This window comes from Cupriavidus phytorum (genome assembly GCF_003254285.1).
Lineage (GTDB): Bacteria > Pseudomonadota > Gammaproteobacteria > Burkholderiales > Burkholderiaceae > Cupriavidus > Cupriavidus phytorum.
The window spans coordinates 25,098-39,759 of the sequence record NZ_QKZN01000013.1 but is presented as its reverse complement, the minus strand read 5'-3'; the positions used below and the strand labels follow the sequence as shown (position 1 = coordinate 39,759).

Genomic DNA, 14,662 nt, shown 5'->3' with positions numbered 1-14,662 from the left:
GCCAACGCATCAGATGCGGCGGCGCTTCGGCGGACGGCAGCCGTTGTGCGGAATCGGCGTGACGTCTTCGATGATCGCGATCTTGATGCCCAGCGCGTTCAGCGCGCGGACAGCCGATTCACGGCCCGGGCCGGGGCCCTTGATGCGCACTTCCAGGTTCTTGATGCCCTGGTCTTGCGCCACGCGGCCGGCGTTCTCGGCAGCAACCTGGGCAGCGAACGGGGTCGACTTGCGCGAACCCTTGAAGCCCTGGCCACCGGCGGTCGCCCACGACAGGGCGTTGCCCTGGCGATCGGTGATCGTGATGATGGTGTTGTTGAACGAAGCGTGGACGTGCGCAATGCCGTCGGCAACGTTCTTCTTGACCTTTTTACGCGCGCGAGCGGCGTTATTCGGACCTTTTGCCATTAGTTTCTTCCTCTGCCTTCGGCTTTACTTCTTCAGAGCCACGCCGGCCTTGCGCGGACCCTTGCGGGTACGGGCGTTGGTGCGCGTACGCTGGCCGCGCATCGGCAGGCCCTTGCGGTGACGCATGCCACGATAGCAACCAAGGTCCATCAGACGCTTGATGTTCATCGTGGTTTCACGACGCAGGTCACCCTCGACCGTGACCTTGCCCACTTCGTCACGAAGCTTTTCCAGGTCGGCGTCGGTCAGATCCTTGACCTTCTTGTCAAACGGTACACCGGTGGCCTCGCAAATCTTGCGGGCGCGCGAGCGGCCGATACCGTAAATAGCCGTCAGGCCGATTTCGGTATGCTTGTGGTTCGGGATGTTAACCCCTGCGATACGTGCCATTCGTCAATCCTCTTTCCGATTAGCCTTGGCGTTGCTTGTGGCGGGGATCCGACGAGCAGATCACGCGCACGACACCGTTGCGCTTGATGATTTTGCAGTTGCGGCAAATGCGCTTAACAGAAGCCAGCACTTTCATAATTTTCCTCTTCCTTCAATTCCTGTTCGCTCACTTCGTCCGGAAGACGATTCGTGCGCGCGACAGATCATATGGGGTCAGCTCGACCGTCACCTTGTCACCCGGAAGAATCCGGATGTAGTTCATTCTCATCTTGCCGGAGATATGGCCCAGCACTACGTGGCCATTCTCCAGCTTGACTCGGAACGTCGCATTGGGCAGGTTTTCCAGGACCTCGCCCTGCATCTGGATGACGTCGTCTTTAGCCATACCTAGCCTGTACCGATCCGAAGTCAGCGCAAGGTCAGATTGCCCTTGAAATTCGCCTTCTTCAGCAGCGACTCATACTGCTGCGACATGACATAGGACTGAACCTGGGCCATGAAGTCCATCGTGACGACCACGATGATCAGCAGGGAAGTTCCGCCGAAATAGAACGGAACGTTCCAGCGCAGCACCAGGAATTCCGGCAACAGGCAGACCAGTGTGATGTAGATCGCACCAGCCAGCGTCAGACGCACCAGGATCTTGTCGATATAGCGCGTCGTCTGCTCGCCCGGACGAATGCCCGGAATGAAGGCACCGCTTTTCTTCAGGTTGTCTGCCACTTCACGGCTGTTGTACACCAGGGCCGTGTAGAAGAAGCAGAAAAATACAATCGCAGCAGCGTACAGCAGGATGTAGACCGGCTGCCCCGGCGACAGCGTGGCAGCCAGGTCCTTGATGAACCGGCCGACCGCACCCGTCGAGTCAGACGTAAACCAGCCCGCGATCGTCGCCGGGAACAGGATGATCGACGATGCGAAGATCGGCGGAATCACCCCTGCCATGTTCAGCTTCAGCGGCAGGTGCGACGACTGGCCGCCGTACACCTTGTTGCCGACCTGACGCTTGGCATAGTTCACCAGGATCTTGCGCTGGCCACGCTCGACGAACACCACGGCGAAGGTCACACCGATCACGATCGCCACGATGAAGATCGCCGCGATGATGCTCATGGAACCCGTGCGGACCAGTTCGAACAGTCCGCCGATCGCGTTGGGCAGGCCCGCCGCGATACCGCCGAAGATGATGATCGAGATGCCGTTGCCCAGACCGCGCTCGGTGATCTGCTCACCCAGCCACATCAGGAACATCGTGCCGGTCACCAGCGTGATCACCGCCGTGGCCCGGAACATCAGGCCCGGATCCAGCACCAGCCCCGGCTGCGACTCCAGCGCGACCGCGATCGACAGCGCCTGGAACGTGGCCAGAACCACGGTGCCGTAGCGCGTGTACTGCGTGATCTTGCGCTGCCCTGCCTGCCCTTCCTTCTTCAGCGACTCCAGCTGCGGCAGCACGATCGTCAGCAACTGCATGATGATCGACGCCGAGATGTACGGCATGATGCCGAGCGCGAAGACGGTAAAGCGCGACAGCGCCCCGCCCGAGAACAGGTTGAACATCCCGAGGATGCCACCCGACTGACTCTGGAAAAGCTTCGCAAGCTGCTCCGGATCGATACCGGGCACCGGAATATGAGCGCCGATGCGGTACACGATCAGGGCCAGCACCAGGAACATCAGCCGGCGCTTGAGGTCGCCGTACTTCGCCGTGTTCCTGGCTTGCGCGCTTGCATTGGGTTTCGCCGTGGCCAAACGATGCTCCGACTATGACTGCCTATGCTGCGATGAATGCTGCCGTATCAGGCTGCGATCTGACCGCCGGCGGCTTCGATCGCGGCCTTGGCGCCAGCGGTGGCGCCCAGACCCTTGATCGTCACCTTGCGGGTCAGCTCGCCGGCCTTGATGACCTTGGCGCTCTTGACCAGGTCGCCGACCAGGCCAGCCTGCTTCAGGACCAGCAGGTCGACTTCGGCCGCTTCCAGGCGCTCGATGTCACGCAGCGTGACTTCGGCGGTGAACGCCTTGGTCAGCGAGGTGAAGCCGCGCTTCGGCAGGCGACGATACAGCGGCATCTGGCCGCCTTCGAAGCCCACCTTGTGGAAGCCGCCCGAACGCGACTTCTGACCCTTGTGACCGCGACCGGCGGTCTTGCCCAGGCCGGAGCCGATACCGCGGCCGACGCGACGCTTGGCGTGCTTCGAACCGGCAGCCGGTTTCAGGTTGTTCAGTTGCATCTTGCTCTCCAAGTCCCGATCAGGCCAGAACCTTGACCAGGTACGAGACCTTGTTGATCATGCCGCGCACGGCGGGCGTGTCCTGCAGCTCCGACACCGAGTTGATGCGGCGCAGGCCCAGGCCACGAACGGTGGCGCGATGATCCTCGCGCGTGCCGATCAGGCTGCGCACGAGTTGCACTTTTACGGTTTTCTGCGACATTGCGTTCACCTTAACCCAGGATGTCTTCGACCGACTTGCCACGCTTGGCGGCGATTTCGCCCGGCGTGCTCATCTTCTGAAGGCCGTCCAGCGTGGCGCGAACCATGTTGTACGGGTTGGTGGAGCCGTGCGACTTGGTCACCACGTTGGTGACACCCATCACTTCGAAGATCGCGCGCATCGGGCCGCCGGCGATCACGCCGGTACCTTCCTTGGCGGGCATCATCAGCACCTTGGCGGCGCCGTGCTTGCCAACGACTTCGTGTTGCAGCGTGCCGTTCTTCAGCGAGACCTTGACCATCTTGCGACGGGCTTCGTCCATTGCCTTCTGAACGGCGACCGGCACTTCCTTGGCCTTGCCCTTGCCCATGCCGATGCGGCCATCGCCGTCACCGACCACGGTCAGCGCAGCGAAACCGAGAATCCGGCCACCCTTCACCACCTTGGTGACACGGTTGACCGAGATCATCTTCTCGCGGAGGCCGTCGTCGCGTTCGTCCTGTTGGACTTTTGCTTGCATCTTTGCCATGACGTATCTCTCTCTATGCGCTTAGAACTTCAGGCCGGCTTCGCGGGCGGCGTCTGCCAGGGCCTTGACGCGGCCATGGAAACGGAAGCCGGCGCGATCGAAGGCGACGGTTTCCACGCCGGCAGCCTTCGCCTTCTCGGCGATGCGCTTGCCCACGATGGTAGCGGCAGCGGCGGTAGCGCCCTTGCCTTCCAGTTCCTTGCGCACTTCTGCCTCGACGGTCGAAGCCGAAGCCAGCACCTTGGTGCCGCACTCGGAGAAGACCTGGGCGTAAATGTTCGAATTCGTACGGAACACGGTCAGACGATTGACTTTCATCTCCGCGATCTTGGCGCGGGTCTGACGTGCACGGCGCAAACGAGCGTCTTTCTTGTTCATCATTGCACCCCTTACTTCTTCTTGGTTTCCTTCAGGATGACGCGCTCGTCGCTGTAACGCACACCCTTGCCCTTGTAGGGCTCGGGCGGACGGTACGCGCGCACTTCCGCGGCAACCTGACCGACTTTCTGCTTGTCCGCACCCTTGATCAGGATTTCGGTCTGCGTCGGCGTTTCGGCCTTCACGCCTTCCGGCATCTCATGGATCACGTCGTGCGAGAAACCAAGCTGGAGCTTCAGCGCAGTGCCTTGCAGCTGGGCACGATAGCCCACGCCAACGAGGTTCAGCTTGCGCTCGAAACCGGTGGTCACGCCCTTGACCATGTTCGCCGCCAGGGCGCGCATGGTGCCTTGCAGGGCGTTTGCTTCACGCGACTCGTCAGCCGGCGAGAAGGTCAGCGTGTCGTTCTCGACATTGACCTTGACCAGGCTGTGAATCGGCTGGGACAGCGTACCCAGCGGGCCCTTCACGGAGAGCACGCCAGCTGCCACGTTCACTTCCGCGCCCTTGGGGAGCGCGATGGGAGCCTTACCTACACGGGACATGGTTCTCTCCTTAAGCGACGTAGCAGAGAACTTCGCCGCCCACGCCGGTGGCGCGAGCCTTGCGGTCGGTCATCAGACCCTGCGGGGTCGAGATGATCGCCACACCGAGGCCGTTCATCACTTGCGGAATGTCGCTGCGGCCCTTGTACACGCGCAGGCCGGGCTTCGAGACGCGCTCGATGCGCTCGATCACCGGACGGCCGGCGTAGTACTTGAGACCGATGCTCAGTTGTGCCTTGCCGCCATCTTCCTGGACGGCGTAGTCGTCGATATAGCCTTCGTCCTTCAGGACCTTGGCGATTGCCACTTTCAGCTTCGACGACGGCATGACAACCGACGCTTTCTGCACGCCCTGGGCGTTGCGGATGCGCGTCAGCATATCGGCGATAGGATCGCTCATGCTCATACTGTTTCTCCTGTAGCCTGTGCGTAATTACCAGCTGGCTTTCGTCAGACCCGGGATTTCGCCCTTGAAGGCGATTTCGCGGATCTTGTTACGCGCCAGGCCAAACTTGCGGAAGGTACCGCGGGGACGACCGGTGATCGCGCAGCGGTTGCGCTGGCGGGTCGGGTTCGCGTTGCGCGGGAGCTGTTGCAGCTCGAGACGCGCGCTGTAACGCTCTTCTTCCGACTTTTCTTGGTCGTCGATAATGGCCTTGAGGTTGGCGCGCTTGGCGGCATACTTCGCCACCAGCTTGGCGCGCTTCTTCTCACGTTCAATCAGAGCCAGTTTAGCCACGGTTACCCCTTAATTGCGGAACGGGAACTTGAACGCACCGAGGAGGGCCTTGGCTTCCTCGTCGTTCTTTGCCGTCGTCGTGATGCTGATGTTCAGACCACGCAGTGCGTCGATCTTGTCGTACTCGATTTCGGGGAAAATGATCTGCTCTTTCACACCGATGTTGTAGTTGCCACGACCGTCGAACGAACGGCCCGACACACCACGGAAGTCACGCACGCGCGGCAGCGCCACGGTGACGAAACGATCGAGGAATTCGAACATGCGCTCGCCGCGCAGGGTCACCATCGCACCGATGGGGTAGCCCTGGCGGATCTTGAAGCCGGCGATGGCCTTCTTGGCCTTCGTCACGACCGGCTTCTGACCGGCGATCTTGGTCAGGTCGCCCACGGCGTTTTCAATGATCTTCTTGTCATTGATGGCTTCGCCAAGGCCCATGTTCAGGGTGATCTTGGTGATGCGCGGCACTTCCATGACCGACTTGTAGCCGAACTGCTCGATCAGCTTCGGCACAACCTGTTCTTTGTAAAACTCTTGCAGACGTGCTGCCATGCTCAACTCCTATACGTGCCCAGAATCAAGCTGCCACGACGGCGCCGGTGGTCTTCAGCACGCGCACGCGCTTGCCGTCTTCCACCTTGATGCCGACGCGCGACGGCTTGCCATTGGCATCCACGAGCGCAACGTTGGAAATATGCAGCGGCATGACCTTGTCGACCACACCACCGGTAGTGCCCAGCATCGGGTTCGGGCGGGCATGCTTCTTGGCGATGTTCACGCCTTGCACCGCAACCTTGTCGCCGAGGACGGCCTGCACGGTACCGCGCTTGCCCTTGTCCTTGCCGGTCAGCACGATGACTTCGTCGCCTTTGCGAATCTTGTTCATGGCGGCTCCTTACAGCACTTCCGGAGCGAGCGACACGATCTTCATGAAGCGCTCGGTACGGAGTTCACGAGTCACCGGCCCGAAGATACGGGTGCCGATCGGCTCGAGCTTGTTGTTCAGCAGGACGGCGGCGTTGCCGTCGAACTTGATCAGCGAACCGTCAGCGCGGCGCACGCCCTTGGCGGTACGCACGACGACGGCGTTGTAGATGTCGCCCTTCTTGACGCGACCGCGCGGCGCTGCGTCCTTGACGGTCACCTTGATGATGTCGCCAACGCTTGCGTAGCGGCGCTTGGAGCCACCCAGCACCTTGATGCACAGCACTTCGCGCGCACCAGTGTTATCGGCCACTTCGAGCCGGCTTTCTGTCTGAATCATGGTGTTTGTCTTCCCAACTTAATCCGCCAGGTGCGATAGCGCCCGTCGGTCAGTCTTGGTCCCGTCGGTTCCGGCCTTGCGCCAGCACCGTATGGGTTGATCAACTTTGAAGTCGGTAGGAGCCCGGCAAATCCGACTGAAAAACATCGGAGCCGCCTGGCCCTGGCTCGCTCAACAGGCCCGCCCGGGTGGTACAGCTAAGGCGAACGCAATAAAGCGGAAGTCCAGGATTATAGCTACATAATCCTGGACTTGCAAGTCAAGCTAAGAACGTGTTGTTCTTAGATGACGCGTGCAGCCTCTACCAGCCGGGAAACCACCCAGGACTTGGTCCGCGACAGCGGACGGCCTTCCTGGATTTCGACCTTGTCGCCTTCCTTGTACTGGTTGGCTTCGTCGTGTGCGTGGTACTTCTTGGAACGCAGCACGTACTTGCCGTACAGGGGATGCTTGACGCGGTTTTCCACCAAGACCGTAACGGTCTTGTCCATCTTGTCGCTCACGACACGGCCGACCAGGGTGCGGCGAAGCGACTTTTCCGTTTGTGCAGCTTCAGTCATTTCGCGTTCGCCTTTTCAGTCAGCACGGTTTGCACGCGCGCGATGTCCTTGCGAACCTTCTTCAGCTGGCTGGTGTTCTGCAGCTGTTGGGTTGCCTTTTGCATGCGCAGGCTAAATTGGGCCTTCAGCAGCTCGGAGAGCTCCTGGTTCAGGCCTGCGGCGTCCTTGCCGCGAAGTTCGGATGCTTTCATCCCTGCTCTCCTTACGTCCCGACCTGGCGCACCACGAAATTGGTGGCGATCGGCAGCTTGGCAGCCGCGAGGCGGAACGCCTCACGTGCCAGGTCTTCGCTCACACCATCCATTTCGTACAGCATCTTGCCCGGCTGGATTTCAGCCACGTAGTACTCCGGATTGCCCTTGCCGTTACCCATACGGACTTCGGCAGGCTTCTTCGAGATCGGCTTGTCCGGGAAAATCCGGATCCAGATGCGGCCGCCACGCTTGATGTGGCGGGTCATCGCACGACGTGCCGACTCGATCTGACGAGCCGTCAGGCGGCCACGGCCCATGGCCTTCAGGCCGAATTCGCCGAAAGACACGGCGTTACCACGGGTAGCCTTACCCGTGTTGCGGCCTTTCTGCTCCTTGCGGTATTTTCTGCGCTTAGGTTGCAGCATCGTTATTCTCCACTCTTCGCATCTGCGCCAGGCGCAGCGCGGCGACCGGCACCGGCACCGCCGCGGCGGTTGCCACCCGGACGGCCTTCGCCTTCACGGCGGCGGCCTTCCGGACGACCCGGGCGACGACGACGGTCGTCCTGCGGCTCTTCCACCACCGGCGCGTCATTGCGGCCGAGGTGATCCCCCTTGTAGACCCACACCTTGACACCGATGATGCCGTAGGTGGTTTCTGCTTCGGAGAAGCCGTAGTCGATGTCGGCGCGCAGTGTGTGCAGGGGCACACGGCCTTCGCGGTACCACTCGGTACGGGCGATTTCGATACCGTTCAGACGGCCGGCGCTCATGATCTTGATACCCTGGGCGCCCAGGCGCATCGCGTTCTGCATGGCGCGCTTCATGGCGCGGCGGAACATGATGCGGCGCTCGAGCTGCTGGGTGATCGAATCGGCGATCAGCTGAGCATCGGTTTCCGGCTTGCGGATTTCCTCGATGTTCACGTGCACGGGCACGCCCATGCGACGCTGCAGTTCGGCCTTCAGCAGTTCGATGTCCTCACCCTTCTTGCCGATCACCACGCCCGGACGCGAGCTGTAAATGGTGATGCGTGCATTGCGGGCGGGGCGCTCGATCACGACGCGGCCAACCGATGCGTTCTTGAGCTTCTTCTTCAGGAAGTCGCGAACTTCGATGTCTTCCTTCAGCATGCCGGCGAACTTCGTGTTGCTGGCGTACCAGCGCGAAGCCCAGTTACGGCTGACAGCCAGACGGAAGCCAGTCGGATGAATCTTCTGTCCCATCGTGACTCCTTAGTTGCCGAGCGTCACAGTGATGTGACAGGTTTGTTTCTCGATGCGGTTGCCGCGGCCCTTTGCCCGTGCCGTGAAGCGCTTGAGCGAGGTTGCCTTGTCGACGTAGATCGATTTGACCTTGAGTTCGTCGATGTCGGCGCCTTCGTTGTGCTCGGCGTTGGCGATGGCCGATTCGACCACCTTCTTCACGATCCCGGCAGCCTTTTTCGGGCTGAACGTCAGGACGTTGAGCGCGCGCTCGATCGGCAGACCACGGATCTGGTCAGCGACCAGGCGCGTCTTCTGGGCGGAGATGCGGGCACCGCGATGAATCGCTTTCACTTCCATGATGGCACCTTACCTCTTCGCTTTCTTGTCAGCCGCGTGGCCCTTGAACGTGCGGGTAATCGCAAATTCGCCGAGCTTGTGGCCAACCATGTTTTCCGTAACGTACACCGGCACGTGTTGACGGCCGTTGTGGACGGCGATCGTCAGGCCGATGAACTCCGGCAGAATGGTCGAGCGGCGCGACCACGTCTTGATGGGCTTCTTGTCCTTGCCGCTCGTTGCAACTTCCACCTTCTTCAGCAGGTGGGCGTCGCAGAACGGACCCTTTTTAGCGGAACGAGTCATATCTTTAGCTCCTACCTACCGATTAACGCTTGTGGCGCTTCTGGACGATCATGCTGTCCGTGCGCTTGTTGCTGCGGGTACGGTAACCCTTGGTCGGGGTACCCCACGGCGACACCGGATCGCGACCAGCAGCGGTCTTGCCCTCACCACCACCGTGCGGGTGGTCGACCGGGTTCATCACGACACCGCGGACCGTCGGGCGGATACCGCGCCAGCGGGTCGCACCGGCCTTGCCGATGACGCGCAGGCTGTGCTCTTCGTTGCCCACTTCACCGACGGTGGCGCGGCACTCGATGTGCACGCGGCGCACTTCGCCGGAGCGCAGGCGAACCTGGGCGTACAGGCCTTCGCGGGCCAGCAGCACGGCGGAGCCGCCTGCGGCGCGAGCGATCTGGGCACCCTTGCCCGGCAGCATTTCCACGTTGTTGATCGTGGTACCGACCGGAATGTTGCGGATCGGCAGGTTGTTACCGGCCTTGATCGGCGCTTCCGAGCCGTTCAGCAGCTGCTGGCCGGCGACCATGCCCTTGGTGGCGATGATGTAGCGGCGCTCGCCGTCGGCGAACACGACCAGCGCGATGTTGGCGCTGCGGTTCGGATCGTATTCCAGGCGTTCGACCTTGGCGGGGATGCCGTCCTTGTCGTTGCGCTTGAAATCGACCACGCGGTAGTGGTGCTTATGACCACCGCCCTTGTGGCGGGTGGTGATATGACCATTGTTGTTACGGCCCGACTTCTGGAATTGCTTTTCCAGCAGCGGCGCGTACGGGGTGCCCTTGTGAAGGTCCTTGTTGACCACCTTCACCATCGAGCGACGACCCGGGGAAGTCGGCTTGGTCTTGACGAGTGCCATGATTACTTGGCCTCCGCTTCAAAATTGATTTCCTGACCCGGCTTCAGTGCCACGTATGCCTTCTTCACGTGGTTGCGACGGCCCATGAAACGGCCGAAGCGCTTCTGCTTGCCCTTCTGGTTCAGGATCTGAACGGACTGCACCTCGACCTTGAACAGCAGTTCGACGGCGGCCTTCACTTCTGCCTTGTTGGCATCGCGGGCCACTTCGAACACGACCTGTTCATTCTTGTCGGCGACCAGGGTTGCCTTTTCGGAAACCACCGGCGCGAGCAGCACCTGCATCAAACGATGATCGTTCTTGGCTACTTGCGTCATTTCAGCAACTCCTCGATCTGCGCGACGGCAGCCTTGGTCACCAGCACCTTCTTGTAGTGCACGAGCGACAGCGGGTCAGCCTGGCGCGGCTCCACGACTGCCACGTGCGGCAGGTTGCGCGAAGCCAGGTAGAGGTTTTCGTCGAGGCTGTCGGTGATGATCAGCACCGAGTCCAGGCCCATGGCCTTGAACTTGTCGGCCAAGAGCTTGGTCTTGGGCGCGTCGACAGTGAAACCGTCCACCACGTTGATACGACCTTCACGTGCGAGCTGCGAGTAGATCGAGCGCATGCCGGCACGGAACATCTTCTTGTTGACCTTCTGGCTGAAGTTCTCTTCCGGCGAATTCGGGAAGATGCGGCCGCCCCCGCGCCACAGCGGCGAGGAAGACATACCGGCACGAGCACGGCCCGTACCCTTCTGGCGCCACGGCTTCTTGGTCGTGTGCTTGACCTCTTCACGATCCTTCTGCTTGCGGTTACCGCTGCGCGCGTTGGCCTGGTAAGCGACGACGATCTGGTGAACGAGGGCTTCGTTGTAGTCACGGCCGAACACTTCGGGCGAGGCAGCAACGCCTGCACCGACTTGGCCATTGTCCTGGAGGAGCTTGAGTTCCATTACATGCGCTCCTTAAGCTTTGGCTTTGGCCTTGACGGCCGGGGTAACGATGACCTTGCCGTTCTTGGAGCCGGGAATGGCGCCCTTGACCAGCAGCAGCTTGCGCTCTGCGTCGATCTTGGCGATCTCCAGGTTCTGCACGGTGCGGGTGACATCGCCCAGGTGACCGGTCATGCGCTTGCCCGGGAACACGCGGCCCGGATCCTGCGCCATACCGATCGAGCCCGGCACGTTGTGCGAGCGCGAGTTACCGTGGGTGGCACGGCCGGAGGCGAAGTGGTAGCGCTTGATGGTACCGGCGTAGCCCTTACCGATGGTCACGCCCTGCACGTCGATCTTCTGACCGACTTCGAACAGGTCGACCGACAGCGAACCGCCAGCTTGCAGTTCGGCAGCCTTGGCTGCGTCGATACGGAATTCGCGGATGATTTCGCCGGCTTCCACGCCGGCTTTGGCGAGGTGACCCGCCAGCGGCTTGGTGACGCGGCTTGCGCGTCGTGCGCCGAAGGTGACTTGAACCGCGGTGTAACCGTCGGTCTCGTCCGTCTTGATTTGCGTCACGCGGTTGTCGCCGACCTCGACCACGGTCACGGGAATCGCTTCACCGTCGTCCGTGAAAATACGGGTCATGCCAACCTTGCGACCTACAAGGCCAAGGCTCATGGTTTGCTCCATTCCCAGCTGCGATTGGCCGGGGCTGATTGATACACGAAAACTGTGCTTGCGCTTGTGCGCGGATGGACTTGCGCTAAACAAGACTGCGCGCGGCCAAATGGCCAGCCCACTACCCGATGGGTAGCCTTACACTATATCGCAGCAGTTTGGAAAGGGCAATATGAATTGCGGATTTCCCTGCAATGTTGTAGGCGGGGACGGCGCAGCAGTGACGCTTGCGCTGCCTGGTTGTGGCGTCGGGACGACGGGCCGCAATCGGAGCGGCCCCTCAGGCACAGCAAAAGGCAGGTCAGGCCGCGATGCGGACGAAGTCGCCGCCATAGAAAACCAGCGGCTCGCCCTCCCCTGCCGTGAACGCTTCGACGGCGCCGACGATCAGCAGGTGGTCGCCCACCGGATCGGCGCGCTCGACCCGGCATGATAGCGTGGCCAGCGCCTCGTCCAGGTAAGGCACGCCGTGCGGGCAACGGCGATGGCCGACACCGGCGAACTTGTCCGGCGACGGCGTGGCAAAGCGGCGCGCCAGTTCGCCGTGGCCGGCGCGCAGGATGCTGACGCCGAACGGCGCGCCCGGGGCGAACAGGCCCGCATTGGGCGAATGCCTGGCCAGGCTCCACAGGATCAATGGGGGCGCCAGCGACAGCGACGCGAACGAGTTGACGGTGATGCCGACCGGCCGCTGCTGCGGCGTGCAGGCACCGATGACCGCCACGCCGGTCGCGTAGCGGCCGCAAACCCGGCGCAGTTCGCGCGGATCGAGCGAGGGGGCGGCATGGCTGGAGGTGTCCATCTCAGGCGGCCCGCGGCAGGTGGTGGTCGATCAGCTGGTGGCAGGCCTGCGGATCCATCCACCAGGGGAAGTAGTCCGGCGGATTGTCGAAGCCGTTGGCGATGCGGGCCGCCAGCGCCGGCGCCTGCCCCGCCGCGCCCAGCAGCGCCAGGATGTGCGGCGGCGGCGAGGTCAACAGCGAGTTGGTCCACGCCACCACATCGCCGGCGTATTGCCAGTAGCGGGCGAAGGTCTGTTCCATCCAGTCGCGGTCGTACGCCCGCTCGCCGTGCCCGACGATGGCATCGAGATAGACCTTGCAGCACTTGGCGGCATTGTTGGAGCCCTGGCCGGTGATCGGGTCATTGACCACCACGGCATCGGCCATGCCGAATACCAGCCGCCCCGACGGCAGCGTCAGCACCGGCTTGCGTACCGTCGGCGCGAAGCGGCCCGACAGGATGCCGTTGTCGTCGGTCAGCGCCACCTGCGCGCAGCGCTCGGCTTCCCACGGCGCATAGGTGCGCAGGATGCGCAGGCTTTCGGCGAGGTGCTGTTCGGGCGTGCTGGCCTCGGCCCAGCGGTCCATCGGGCCGCCCGGGATGCCCTCGAACACCATGATTTCGCACGGCCCCGACAGCGTCAGTGCGGGAAAGACGAAGTACTCGCCGACGCCAGGAATCAAGTTGAAGCAAACCCGCGAGAACGGCTCGCGTGGCAGCATGCCGGTCACATAGGTCAGCGCCAGCGCGCGCTGGGGCCGGTCGAACGGGCTGCGCGACGCATCGCGCTCGAAACGGCTGACAATCTCGCCTTTGCCCGCGGCCAGCAGCACCAGGTCATGCTCACGGGTCAGGTCCTCAAGCTCGTCGACACCGACATCGAGGATGCGCAGGTCGCCGCCGCGCGCCACAAAGGCCTCCATCCACGCCGGCATCTTCAGGCGCTGATCGACCGCCTGCGCCGGACGATCCAGCGGCGCGGCCCAGTCGATGACCTTGGCACCGGGCAGCTCGGGATGGGGCACGGCCAGGCCGATGCCCTGCACCGGCGGGCAGGCATCGTCCCACCAGTTCAGGCCGAGCTCGCGCTCGGTCTGCAGCGCGCGGTCGAACATGCACTGGCTGGACATGACCTTGCCGGCGCGGATCTGTGCCGGCGTGCGGTTGGACAGCAGCGTGACGCGGTAGCCGTGGGCCTGCAGCCCGAGGGCCATTTGCAGGCCCGACTGGCCCGCTCCGACGATGGCGATGCGTTGGTGCATGAGGTGGTCTCCTGAGGGATCGCGGTAGGGCGTTCAGCCGGCCAGCTTGCCGATGGCAGGCACGTTCTGCTCCGGACCCATGGCGGAGTAGCCGCCGTCAACGGCATAGTCGGCGCCGGTGACGAAGCTGGCGTGGTCGGAGCAGAGGAACAGCACCACCTGCGCCACTTCGTCGGGCTCGCCGACGCGGCCGAGCAGGTGGAACGGCGCGGCCACCGCATCGGTGCGGGCGCGGTTGCCGCCGCTGACCTCGTCCATCAGCCGGCACCAGGTCCAGCCCGGCGACACCGCGTTGACGCGAATGCGGTCGGGCGCCAGGTCCATCGCCATGCTGCGCGTCAGCTGCGCGATCGCGGCTTTCGACACGGGATAGAGCCAGCGACCGGTCTGCGCCACGTTGGCGGAGATGCTGGTGAGGTTGACGATCGCGCCGCCGCCGCGCGCGCGCATATGCCCATGCACCGCCTGCGCCAGCATCACCCCGGAAACCACATTGACATCGAGCGCCGCCAGCCAGTCGGCTCGGTTCGAGCGGAAGCCGTCGTCGAGATAGGTGCAGGCCAGGTTGACCAGGAAGTCGACGCCGCCGAAGTGCTGCGCGACCTGGCCGACCGCATCGCGGAGCTGCTCGTCCTGCGTGATGTCGGCCGCGATGAAGAGCGCGTCCTTGCCCAGCCCGGCGGCGACGCGCTCGCCATTGGCGGCGTCGATATCGAAGATCGCCACGCGCGCGCCGGCCTTGATGAAGGCCCGTGCCACGCCCGCGCCGATCAGCGTGGCCCCGCCGGTGACGATGGCCACCTTGTCTTGCAGTCCTTTCATGGTTGTCTCCTTGTTGGTCACCGGTTCGGTCGCCGGTTCGGTCACCGCTGTCC

Annotated in this window: 28 protein-coding genes; all 28 read right to left on the bottom strand. The window is 62.7% G+C overall.

The genetic code is table 11. The features are described from left to right. Positions 1–9: 9 nt before the first annotated feature. On the bottom strand, positions 10–408 hold the full coding sequence (rpsK, locus tag C7416_RS24565) for a 30S ribosomal protein S11 (RefSeq protein ID WP_010812376.1): 399 nt from the start codon (positions 406–408) through the stop codon (positions 10–12). 24 nt (positions 409–432) lie between these two features. After that, complete coding sequence (gene rpsM / locus C7416_RS24560) at positions 433–798, bottom strand: 30S ribosomal protein S13 (protein WP_008642961.1); 366 nt, start codon at positions 796–798, stop codon at positions 433–435. A 19-nt stretch (positions 799–817) separates the two neighbouring features. After that, positions 818–934: a 50S ribosomal protein L36 gene (rpmJ, locus tag C7416_RS24555; RefSeq protein WP_008642959.1), complete on the bottom strand. Its 117-nt coding sequence runs from the start codon at positions 932–934 to the stop codon at positions 818–820. A 30-nt stretch (positions 935–964) separates the two neighbouring features. Next, the gene (gene infA / locus C7416_RS24550) at positions 965–1,183 is read right to left on the bottom strand and encodes a translation initiation factor IF-1 (protein ID WP_010812378.1); all 219 of its coding nucleotides are present in this window, start codon (positions 1,181–1,183) and stop codon (positions 965–967) included. A gap of 23 nt (positions 1,184–1,206) precedes the next feature. Beyond that, the gene (secY, locus tag C7416_RS24545; protein ID WP_012354134.1) at positions 1,207–2,550 is read right to left on the bottom strand and encodes a preprotein translocase subunit SecY; all 1,344 of its coding nucleotides are present in this window, start codon (positions 2,548–2,550) and stop codon (positions 1,207–1,209) included. A 47-nt stretch (positions 2,551–2,597) separates the two neighbouring features. Beyond that, entirely contained in the window at positions 2,598–3,032 is a 435-nt protein-coding gene (gene rplO, locus C7416_RS24540) for a 50S ribosomal protein L15 (protein ID WP_012354135.1), read from the bottom strand. A 19-nt stretch (positions 3,033–3,051) separates the two neighbouring features. Continuing rightward, the gene (gene rpmD, locus C7416_RS24535; RefSeq protein WP_010812381.1) at positions 3,052–3,234 is read right to left on the bottom strand and encodes a 50S ribosomal protein L30; all 183 of its coding nucleotides are present in this window, start codon (positions 3,232–3,234) and stop codon (positions 3,052–3,054) included. A 10-nt stretch (positions 3,235–3,244) separates the two neighbouring features. Beyond that, positions 3,245–3,763: a 30S ribosomal protein S5 gene (rpsE, locus tag C7416_RS24530; protein ID WP_006160449.1), complete on the bottom strand. Its 519-nt coding sequence runs from the start codon at positions 3,761–3,763 to the stop codon at positions 3,245–3,247. Positions 3,764–3,784: 21 nt separating this feature from the next. Then, positions 3,785–4,141, bottom strand: coding sequence for a 50S ribosomal protein L18 (rplR, locus tag C7416_RS24525; protein WP_026164029.1), 357 nt, complete (start codon positions 4,139–4,141; stop codon positions 3,785–3,787). Between the two features lie 11 nt (positions 4,142–4,152). Continuing rightward, positions 4,153–4,686 carry a 50S ribosomal protein L6 gene (gene rplF, locus C7416_RS24520; RefSeq protein ID WP_062801964.1) on the bottom strand — a complete coding sequence of 178 codons (534 nt, stop codon included), beginning with the start codon at positions 4,684–4,686 and terminating at the stop codon, positions 4,153–4,155. A 10-nt stretch (positions 4,687–4,696) separates the two neighbouring features. Continuing rightward, positions 4,697–5,092 carry a 30S ribosomal protein S8 gene (gene rpsH / locus C7416_RS24515; RefSeq protein ID WP_010812384.1) on the bottom strand — a complete coding sequence of 132 codons (396 nt, stop codon included), beginning with the start codon at positions 5,090–5,092 and terminating at the stop codon, positions 4,697–4,699. A 27-nt stretch (positions 5,093–5,119) separates the two neighbouring features. After that, entirely contained in the window at positions 5,120–5,425 is a 306-nt protein-coding gene (rpsN, locus tag C7416_RS24510; protein WP_010812385.1) for a 30S ribosomal protein S14, read from the bottom strand. Between the two features lie 9 nt (positions 5,426–5,434). Continuing rightward, positions 5,435–5,977 carry a 50S ribosomal protein L5 gene (gene rplE, locus C7416_RS24505; RefSeq protein WP_010812386.1) on the bottom strand — a complete coding sequence of 181 codons (543 nt, stop codon included), beginning with the start codon at positions 5,975–5,977 and terminating at the stop codon, positions 5,435–5,437. A 25-nt stretch (positions 5,978–6,002) separates the two neighbouring features. Further along, complete coding sequence (rplX, locus tag C7416_RS24500) at positions 6,003–6,311, bottom strand: 50S ribosomal protein L24 (RefSeq protein WP_010812387.1); 309 nt, start codon at positions 6,309–6,311, stop codon at positions 6,003–6,005. Between the two features lie 9 nt (positions 6,312–6,320). Next, positions 6,321–6,689: a 50S ribosomal protein L14 gene (rplN, locus tag C7416_RS24495; RefSeq protein ID WP_010812388.1), complete on the bottom strand. Its 369-nt coding sequence runs from the start codon at positions 6,687–6,689 to the stop codon at positions 6,321–6,323. Between the two features lie 281 nt (positions 6,690–6,970). Beyond that, positions 6,971–7,249: a 30S ribosomal protein S17 gene (gene rpsQ, locus C7416_RS24490; protein WP_010812389.1), complete on the bottom strand. Its 279-nt coding sequence runs from the start codon at positions 7,247–7,249 to the stop codon at positions 6,971–6,973. Continuing rightward, positions 7,246–7,440: a 50S ribosomal protein L29 gene (gene rpmC / locus C7416_RS24485; protein ID WP_008642937.1), complete on the bottom strand. Its 195-nt coding sequence runs from the start codon at positions 7,438–7,440 to the stop codon at positions 7,246–7,248. Before rpmC ends, rpsQ begins: the two co-directional genes overlap by 4 nt. Before the next feature lie 11 nt (positions 7,441–7,451). After that, the gene (gene rplP, locus C7416_RS24480) at positions 7,452–7,868 is read right to left on the bottom strand and encodes a 50S ribosomal protein L16 (RefSeq protein ID WP_010812391.1); all 417 of its coding nucleotides are present in this window, start codon (positions 7,866–7,868) and stop codon (positions 7,452–7,454) included. Positions 7,869–7,870: 2 nt separating this feature from the next. Then, positions 7,871–8,668, bottom strand: coding sequence for a 30S ribosomal protein S3 (rpsC, locus tag C7416_RS24475; protein WP_010812392.1), 798 nt, complete (start codon positions 8,666–8,668; stop codon positions 7,871–7,873). Between the two features lie 9 nt (positions 8,669–8,677). Further along, positions 8,678–9,007: a 50S ribosomal protein L22 gene (gene rplV, locus C7416_RS24470; RefSeq protein ID WP_003271370.1), complete on the bottom strand. Its 330-nt coding sequence runs from the start codon at positions 9,005–9,007 to the stop codon at positions 8,678–8,680. 9 nt (positions 9,008–9,016) lie between these two features. Next, positions 9,017–9,292, bottom strand: coding sequence for a 30S ribosomal protein S19 (gene rpsS / locus C7416_RS24465; RefSeq protein WP_012354138.1), 276 nt, complete (start codon positions 9,290–9,292; stop codon positions 9,017–9,019). Positions 9,293–9,314: 22 nt separating this feature from the next. Continuing rightward, the gene (gene rplB / locus C7416_RS24460; RefSeq protein WP_012354139.1) at positions 9,315–10,145 is read right to left on the bottom strand and encodes a 50S ribosomal protein L2; all 831 of its coding nucleotides are present in this window, start codon (positions 10,143–10,145) and stop codon (positions 9,315–9,317) included. A 2-nt stretch (positions 10,146–10,147) separates the two neighbouring features. Next, positions 10,148–10,462: a 50S ribosomal protein L23 gene (rplW, locus tag C7416_RS24455; RefSeq protein ID WP_061956557.1), complete on the bottom strand. Its 315-nt coding sequence runs from the start codon at positions 10,460–10,462 to the stop codon at positions 10,148–10,150. Then, a complete protein-coding gene (rplD, locus tag C7416_RS24450) occupies positions 10,459–11,079 on the bottom strand; it encodes a 50S ribosomal protein L4 (RefSeq protein WP_011299311.1) in 621 nt (206 codons plus the stop codon). Before rplD ends, rplW begins: the two co-directional genes overlap by 4 nt. Before the next feature lie 12 nt (positions 11,080–11,091). Next, positions 11,092–11,742 carry a 50S ribosomal protein L3 gene (gene rplC / locus C7416_RS24445; protein WP_010812397.1) on the bottom strand — a complete coding sequence of 217 codons (651 nt, stop codon included), beginning with the start codon at positions 11,740–11,742 and terminating at the stop codon, positions 11,092–11,094. A gap of 301 nt (positions 11,743–12,043) precedes the next feature. Next, positions 12,044–12,544 carry a flavin reductase family protein gene (locus C7416_RS24440; RefSeq protein WP_111521315.1) on the bottom strand — a complete coding sequence of 167 codons (501 nt, stop codon included), beginning with the start codon at positions 12,542–12,544 and terminating at the stop codon, positions 12,044–12,046. A gap of 1 nt (position 12,545) precedes the next feature. Then, positions 12,546–13,787 (bottom strand): styrene monooxygenase/indole monooxygenase family protein, encoded by a 1,242-nt coding sequence (locus tag C7416_RS24435; protein ID WP_111521314.1) that lies wholly within the window; start codon positions 13,785–13,787, stop codon positions 12,546–12,548. Between the two features lie 33 nt (positions 13,788–13,820). Beyond that, complete coding sequence (locus C7416_RS24430) at positions 13,821–14,609, bottom strand: SDR family oxidoreductase (protein WP_111521366.1); 789 nt, start codon at positions 14,607–14,609, stop codon at positions 13,821–13,823. Between the last annotated feature and the right edge of the window lie 53 nt (positions 14,610–14,662).

What these genes read in the sequence shown, in the direction of transcription:
- rpsK (WP_010812376.1), bottom strand. Translation starts at nt 408, where the DNA reads ATGGCAAAAGGTCCGAATAACGCCGCTCGCGCGCGTAAAAAGGTCAAG.
- rpsM (WP_008642961.1), bottom strand. Translation starts at nt 798, where the DNA reads ATGGCACGTATCGCAGGGGTTAACATCCCGAACCACAAGCATACCGAA.
- rpmJ (WP_008642959.1), bottom strand. Translation starts at nt 934, where the DNA reads ATGAAAGTGCTGGCTTCTGTTAAGCGCATTTGCCGCAACTGCAAAATC.
- infA (WP_010812378.1), bottom strand. Translation starts at nt 1,183, where the DNA reads ATGGCTAAAGACGACGTCATCCAGATGCAGGGCGAGGTCCTGGAAAAC.
- rplO (WP_012354135.1), bottom strand. Translation starts at nt 3,032, where the DNA reads ATGCAACTGAACAACCTGAAACCGGCTGCCGGTTCGAAGCACGCCAAG.
- rpmD (WP_010812381.1), bottom strand. Translation starts at nt 3,234, where the DNA reads ATGTCGCAGAAAACCGTAAAAGTGCAACTCGTGCGCAGCCTGATCGGC.
- rpsE (WP_006160449.1), bottom strand. Translation starts at nt 3,763, where the DNA reads ATGGCAAAGATGCAAGCAAAAGTCCAACAGGACGAACGCGACGACGGC.
- rplR (WP_026164029.1), bottom strand. Translation starts at nt 4,141, where the DNA reads ATGAACAAGAAAGACGCTCGTTTGCGCCGTGCACGTCAGACCCGCGCC.
- rplF (WP_062801964.1), bottom strand. Translation starts at nt 4,686, where the DNA reads ATGTCCCGTGTAGGTAAGGCTCCCATCGCGCTCCCCAAGGGCGCGGAA.
- rpsH (WP_010812384.1), bottom strand. Translation starts at nt 5,092, where the DNA reads ATGAGCATGAGCGATCCTATCGCCGATATGCTGACGCGCATCCGCAAC.
- rplE (WP_010812386.1), bottom strand. Translation starts at nt 5,977, where the DNA reads ATGGCAGCACGTCTGCAAGAGTTTTACAAAGAACAGGTTGTGCCGAAG.
- rplX (WP_010812387.1), bottom strand. Translation starts at nt 6,311, where the DNA reads ATGAACAAGATTCGCAAAGGCGACGAAGTCATCGTGCTGACCGGCAAG.
- rplN (WP_010812388.1), bottom strand. Translation starts at nt 6,689, where the DNA reads ATGATTCAGACAGAAAGCCGGCTCGAAGTGGCCGATAACACTGGTGCG.
- rpsQ (WP_010812389.1), bottom strand. Translation starts at nt 7,249, where the DNA reads ATGACTGAAGCTGCACAAACGGAAAAGTCGCTTCGCCGCACCCTGGTC.
- rpmC (WP_008642937.1), bottom strand. Translation starts at nt 7,440, where the DNA reads ATGAAAGCATCCGAACTTCGCGGCAAGGACGCCGCAGGCCTGAACCAG.
- rplP (WP_010812391.1), bottom strand. Translation starts at nt 7,868, where the DNA reads ATGCTGCAACCTAAGCGCAGAAAATACCGCAAGGAGCAGAAAGGCCGC.
- rpsC (WP_010812392.1), bottom strand. Translation starts at nt 8,668, where the DNA reads ATGGGACAGAAGATTCATCCGACTGGCTTCCGTCTGGCTGTCAGCCGT.
- rplV (WP_003271370.1), bottom strand. Translation starts at nt 9,007, where the DNA reads ATGGAAGTGAAAGCGATTCATCGCGGTGCCCGCATCTCCGCCCAGAAG.
- rpsS (WP_012354138.1), bottom strand. Translation starts at nt 9,292, where the DNA reads ATGACTCGTTCCGCTAAAAAGGGTCCGTTCTGCGACGCCCACCTGCTG.
- rplB (WP_012354139.1), bottom strand. Translation starts at nt 10,145, where the DNA reads ATGGCACTCGTCAAGACCAAGCCGACTTCCCCGGGTCGTCGCTCGATG.
- rplW (WP_061956557.1), bottom strand. Translation starts at nt 10,462, where the DNA reads ATGACGCAAGTAGCCAAGAACGATCATCGTTTGATGCAGGTGCTGCTC.
- rplD (WP_011299311.1), bottom strand. Translation starts at nt 11,079, where the DNA reads ATGGAACTCAAGCTCCTCCAGGACAATGGCCAAGTCGGTGCAGGCGTT.
- rplC (WP_010812397.1), bottom strand. Translation starts at nt 11,742, where the DNA reads ATGAGCCTTGGCCTTGTAGGTCGCAAGGTTGGCATGACCCGTATTTTC.
- C7416_RS24440 (WP_111521315.1), bottom strand. Translation starts at nt 12,544, where the DNA reads ATGGACACCTCCAGCCATGCCGCCCCCTCGCTCGATCCGCGCGAACTG.
- C7416_RS24435 (WP_111521314.1), bottom strand. Translation starts at nt 13,787, where the DNA reads ATGCACCAACGCATCGCCATCGTCGGAGCGGGCCAGTCGGGCCTGCAA.
- C7416_RS24430 (WP_111521366.1), bottom strand. Translation starts at nt 14,609, where the DNA reads ATGAAAGGACTGCAAGACAAGGTGGCCATCGTCACCGGCGGGGCCACG.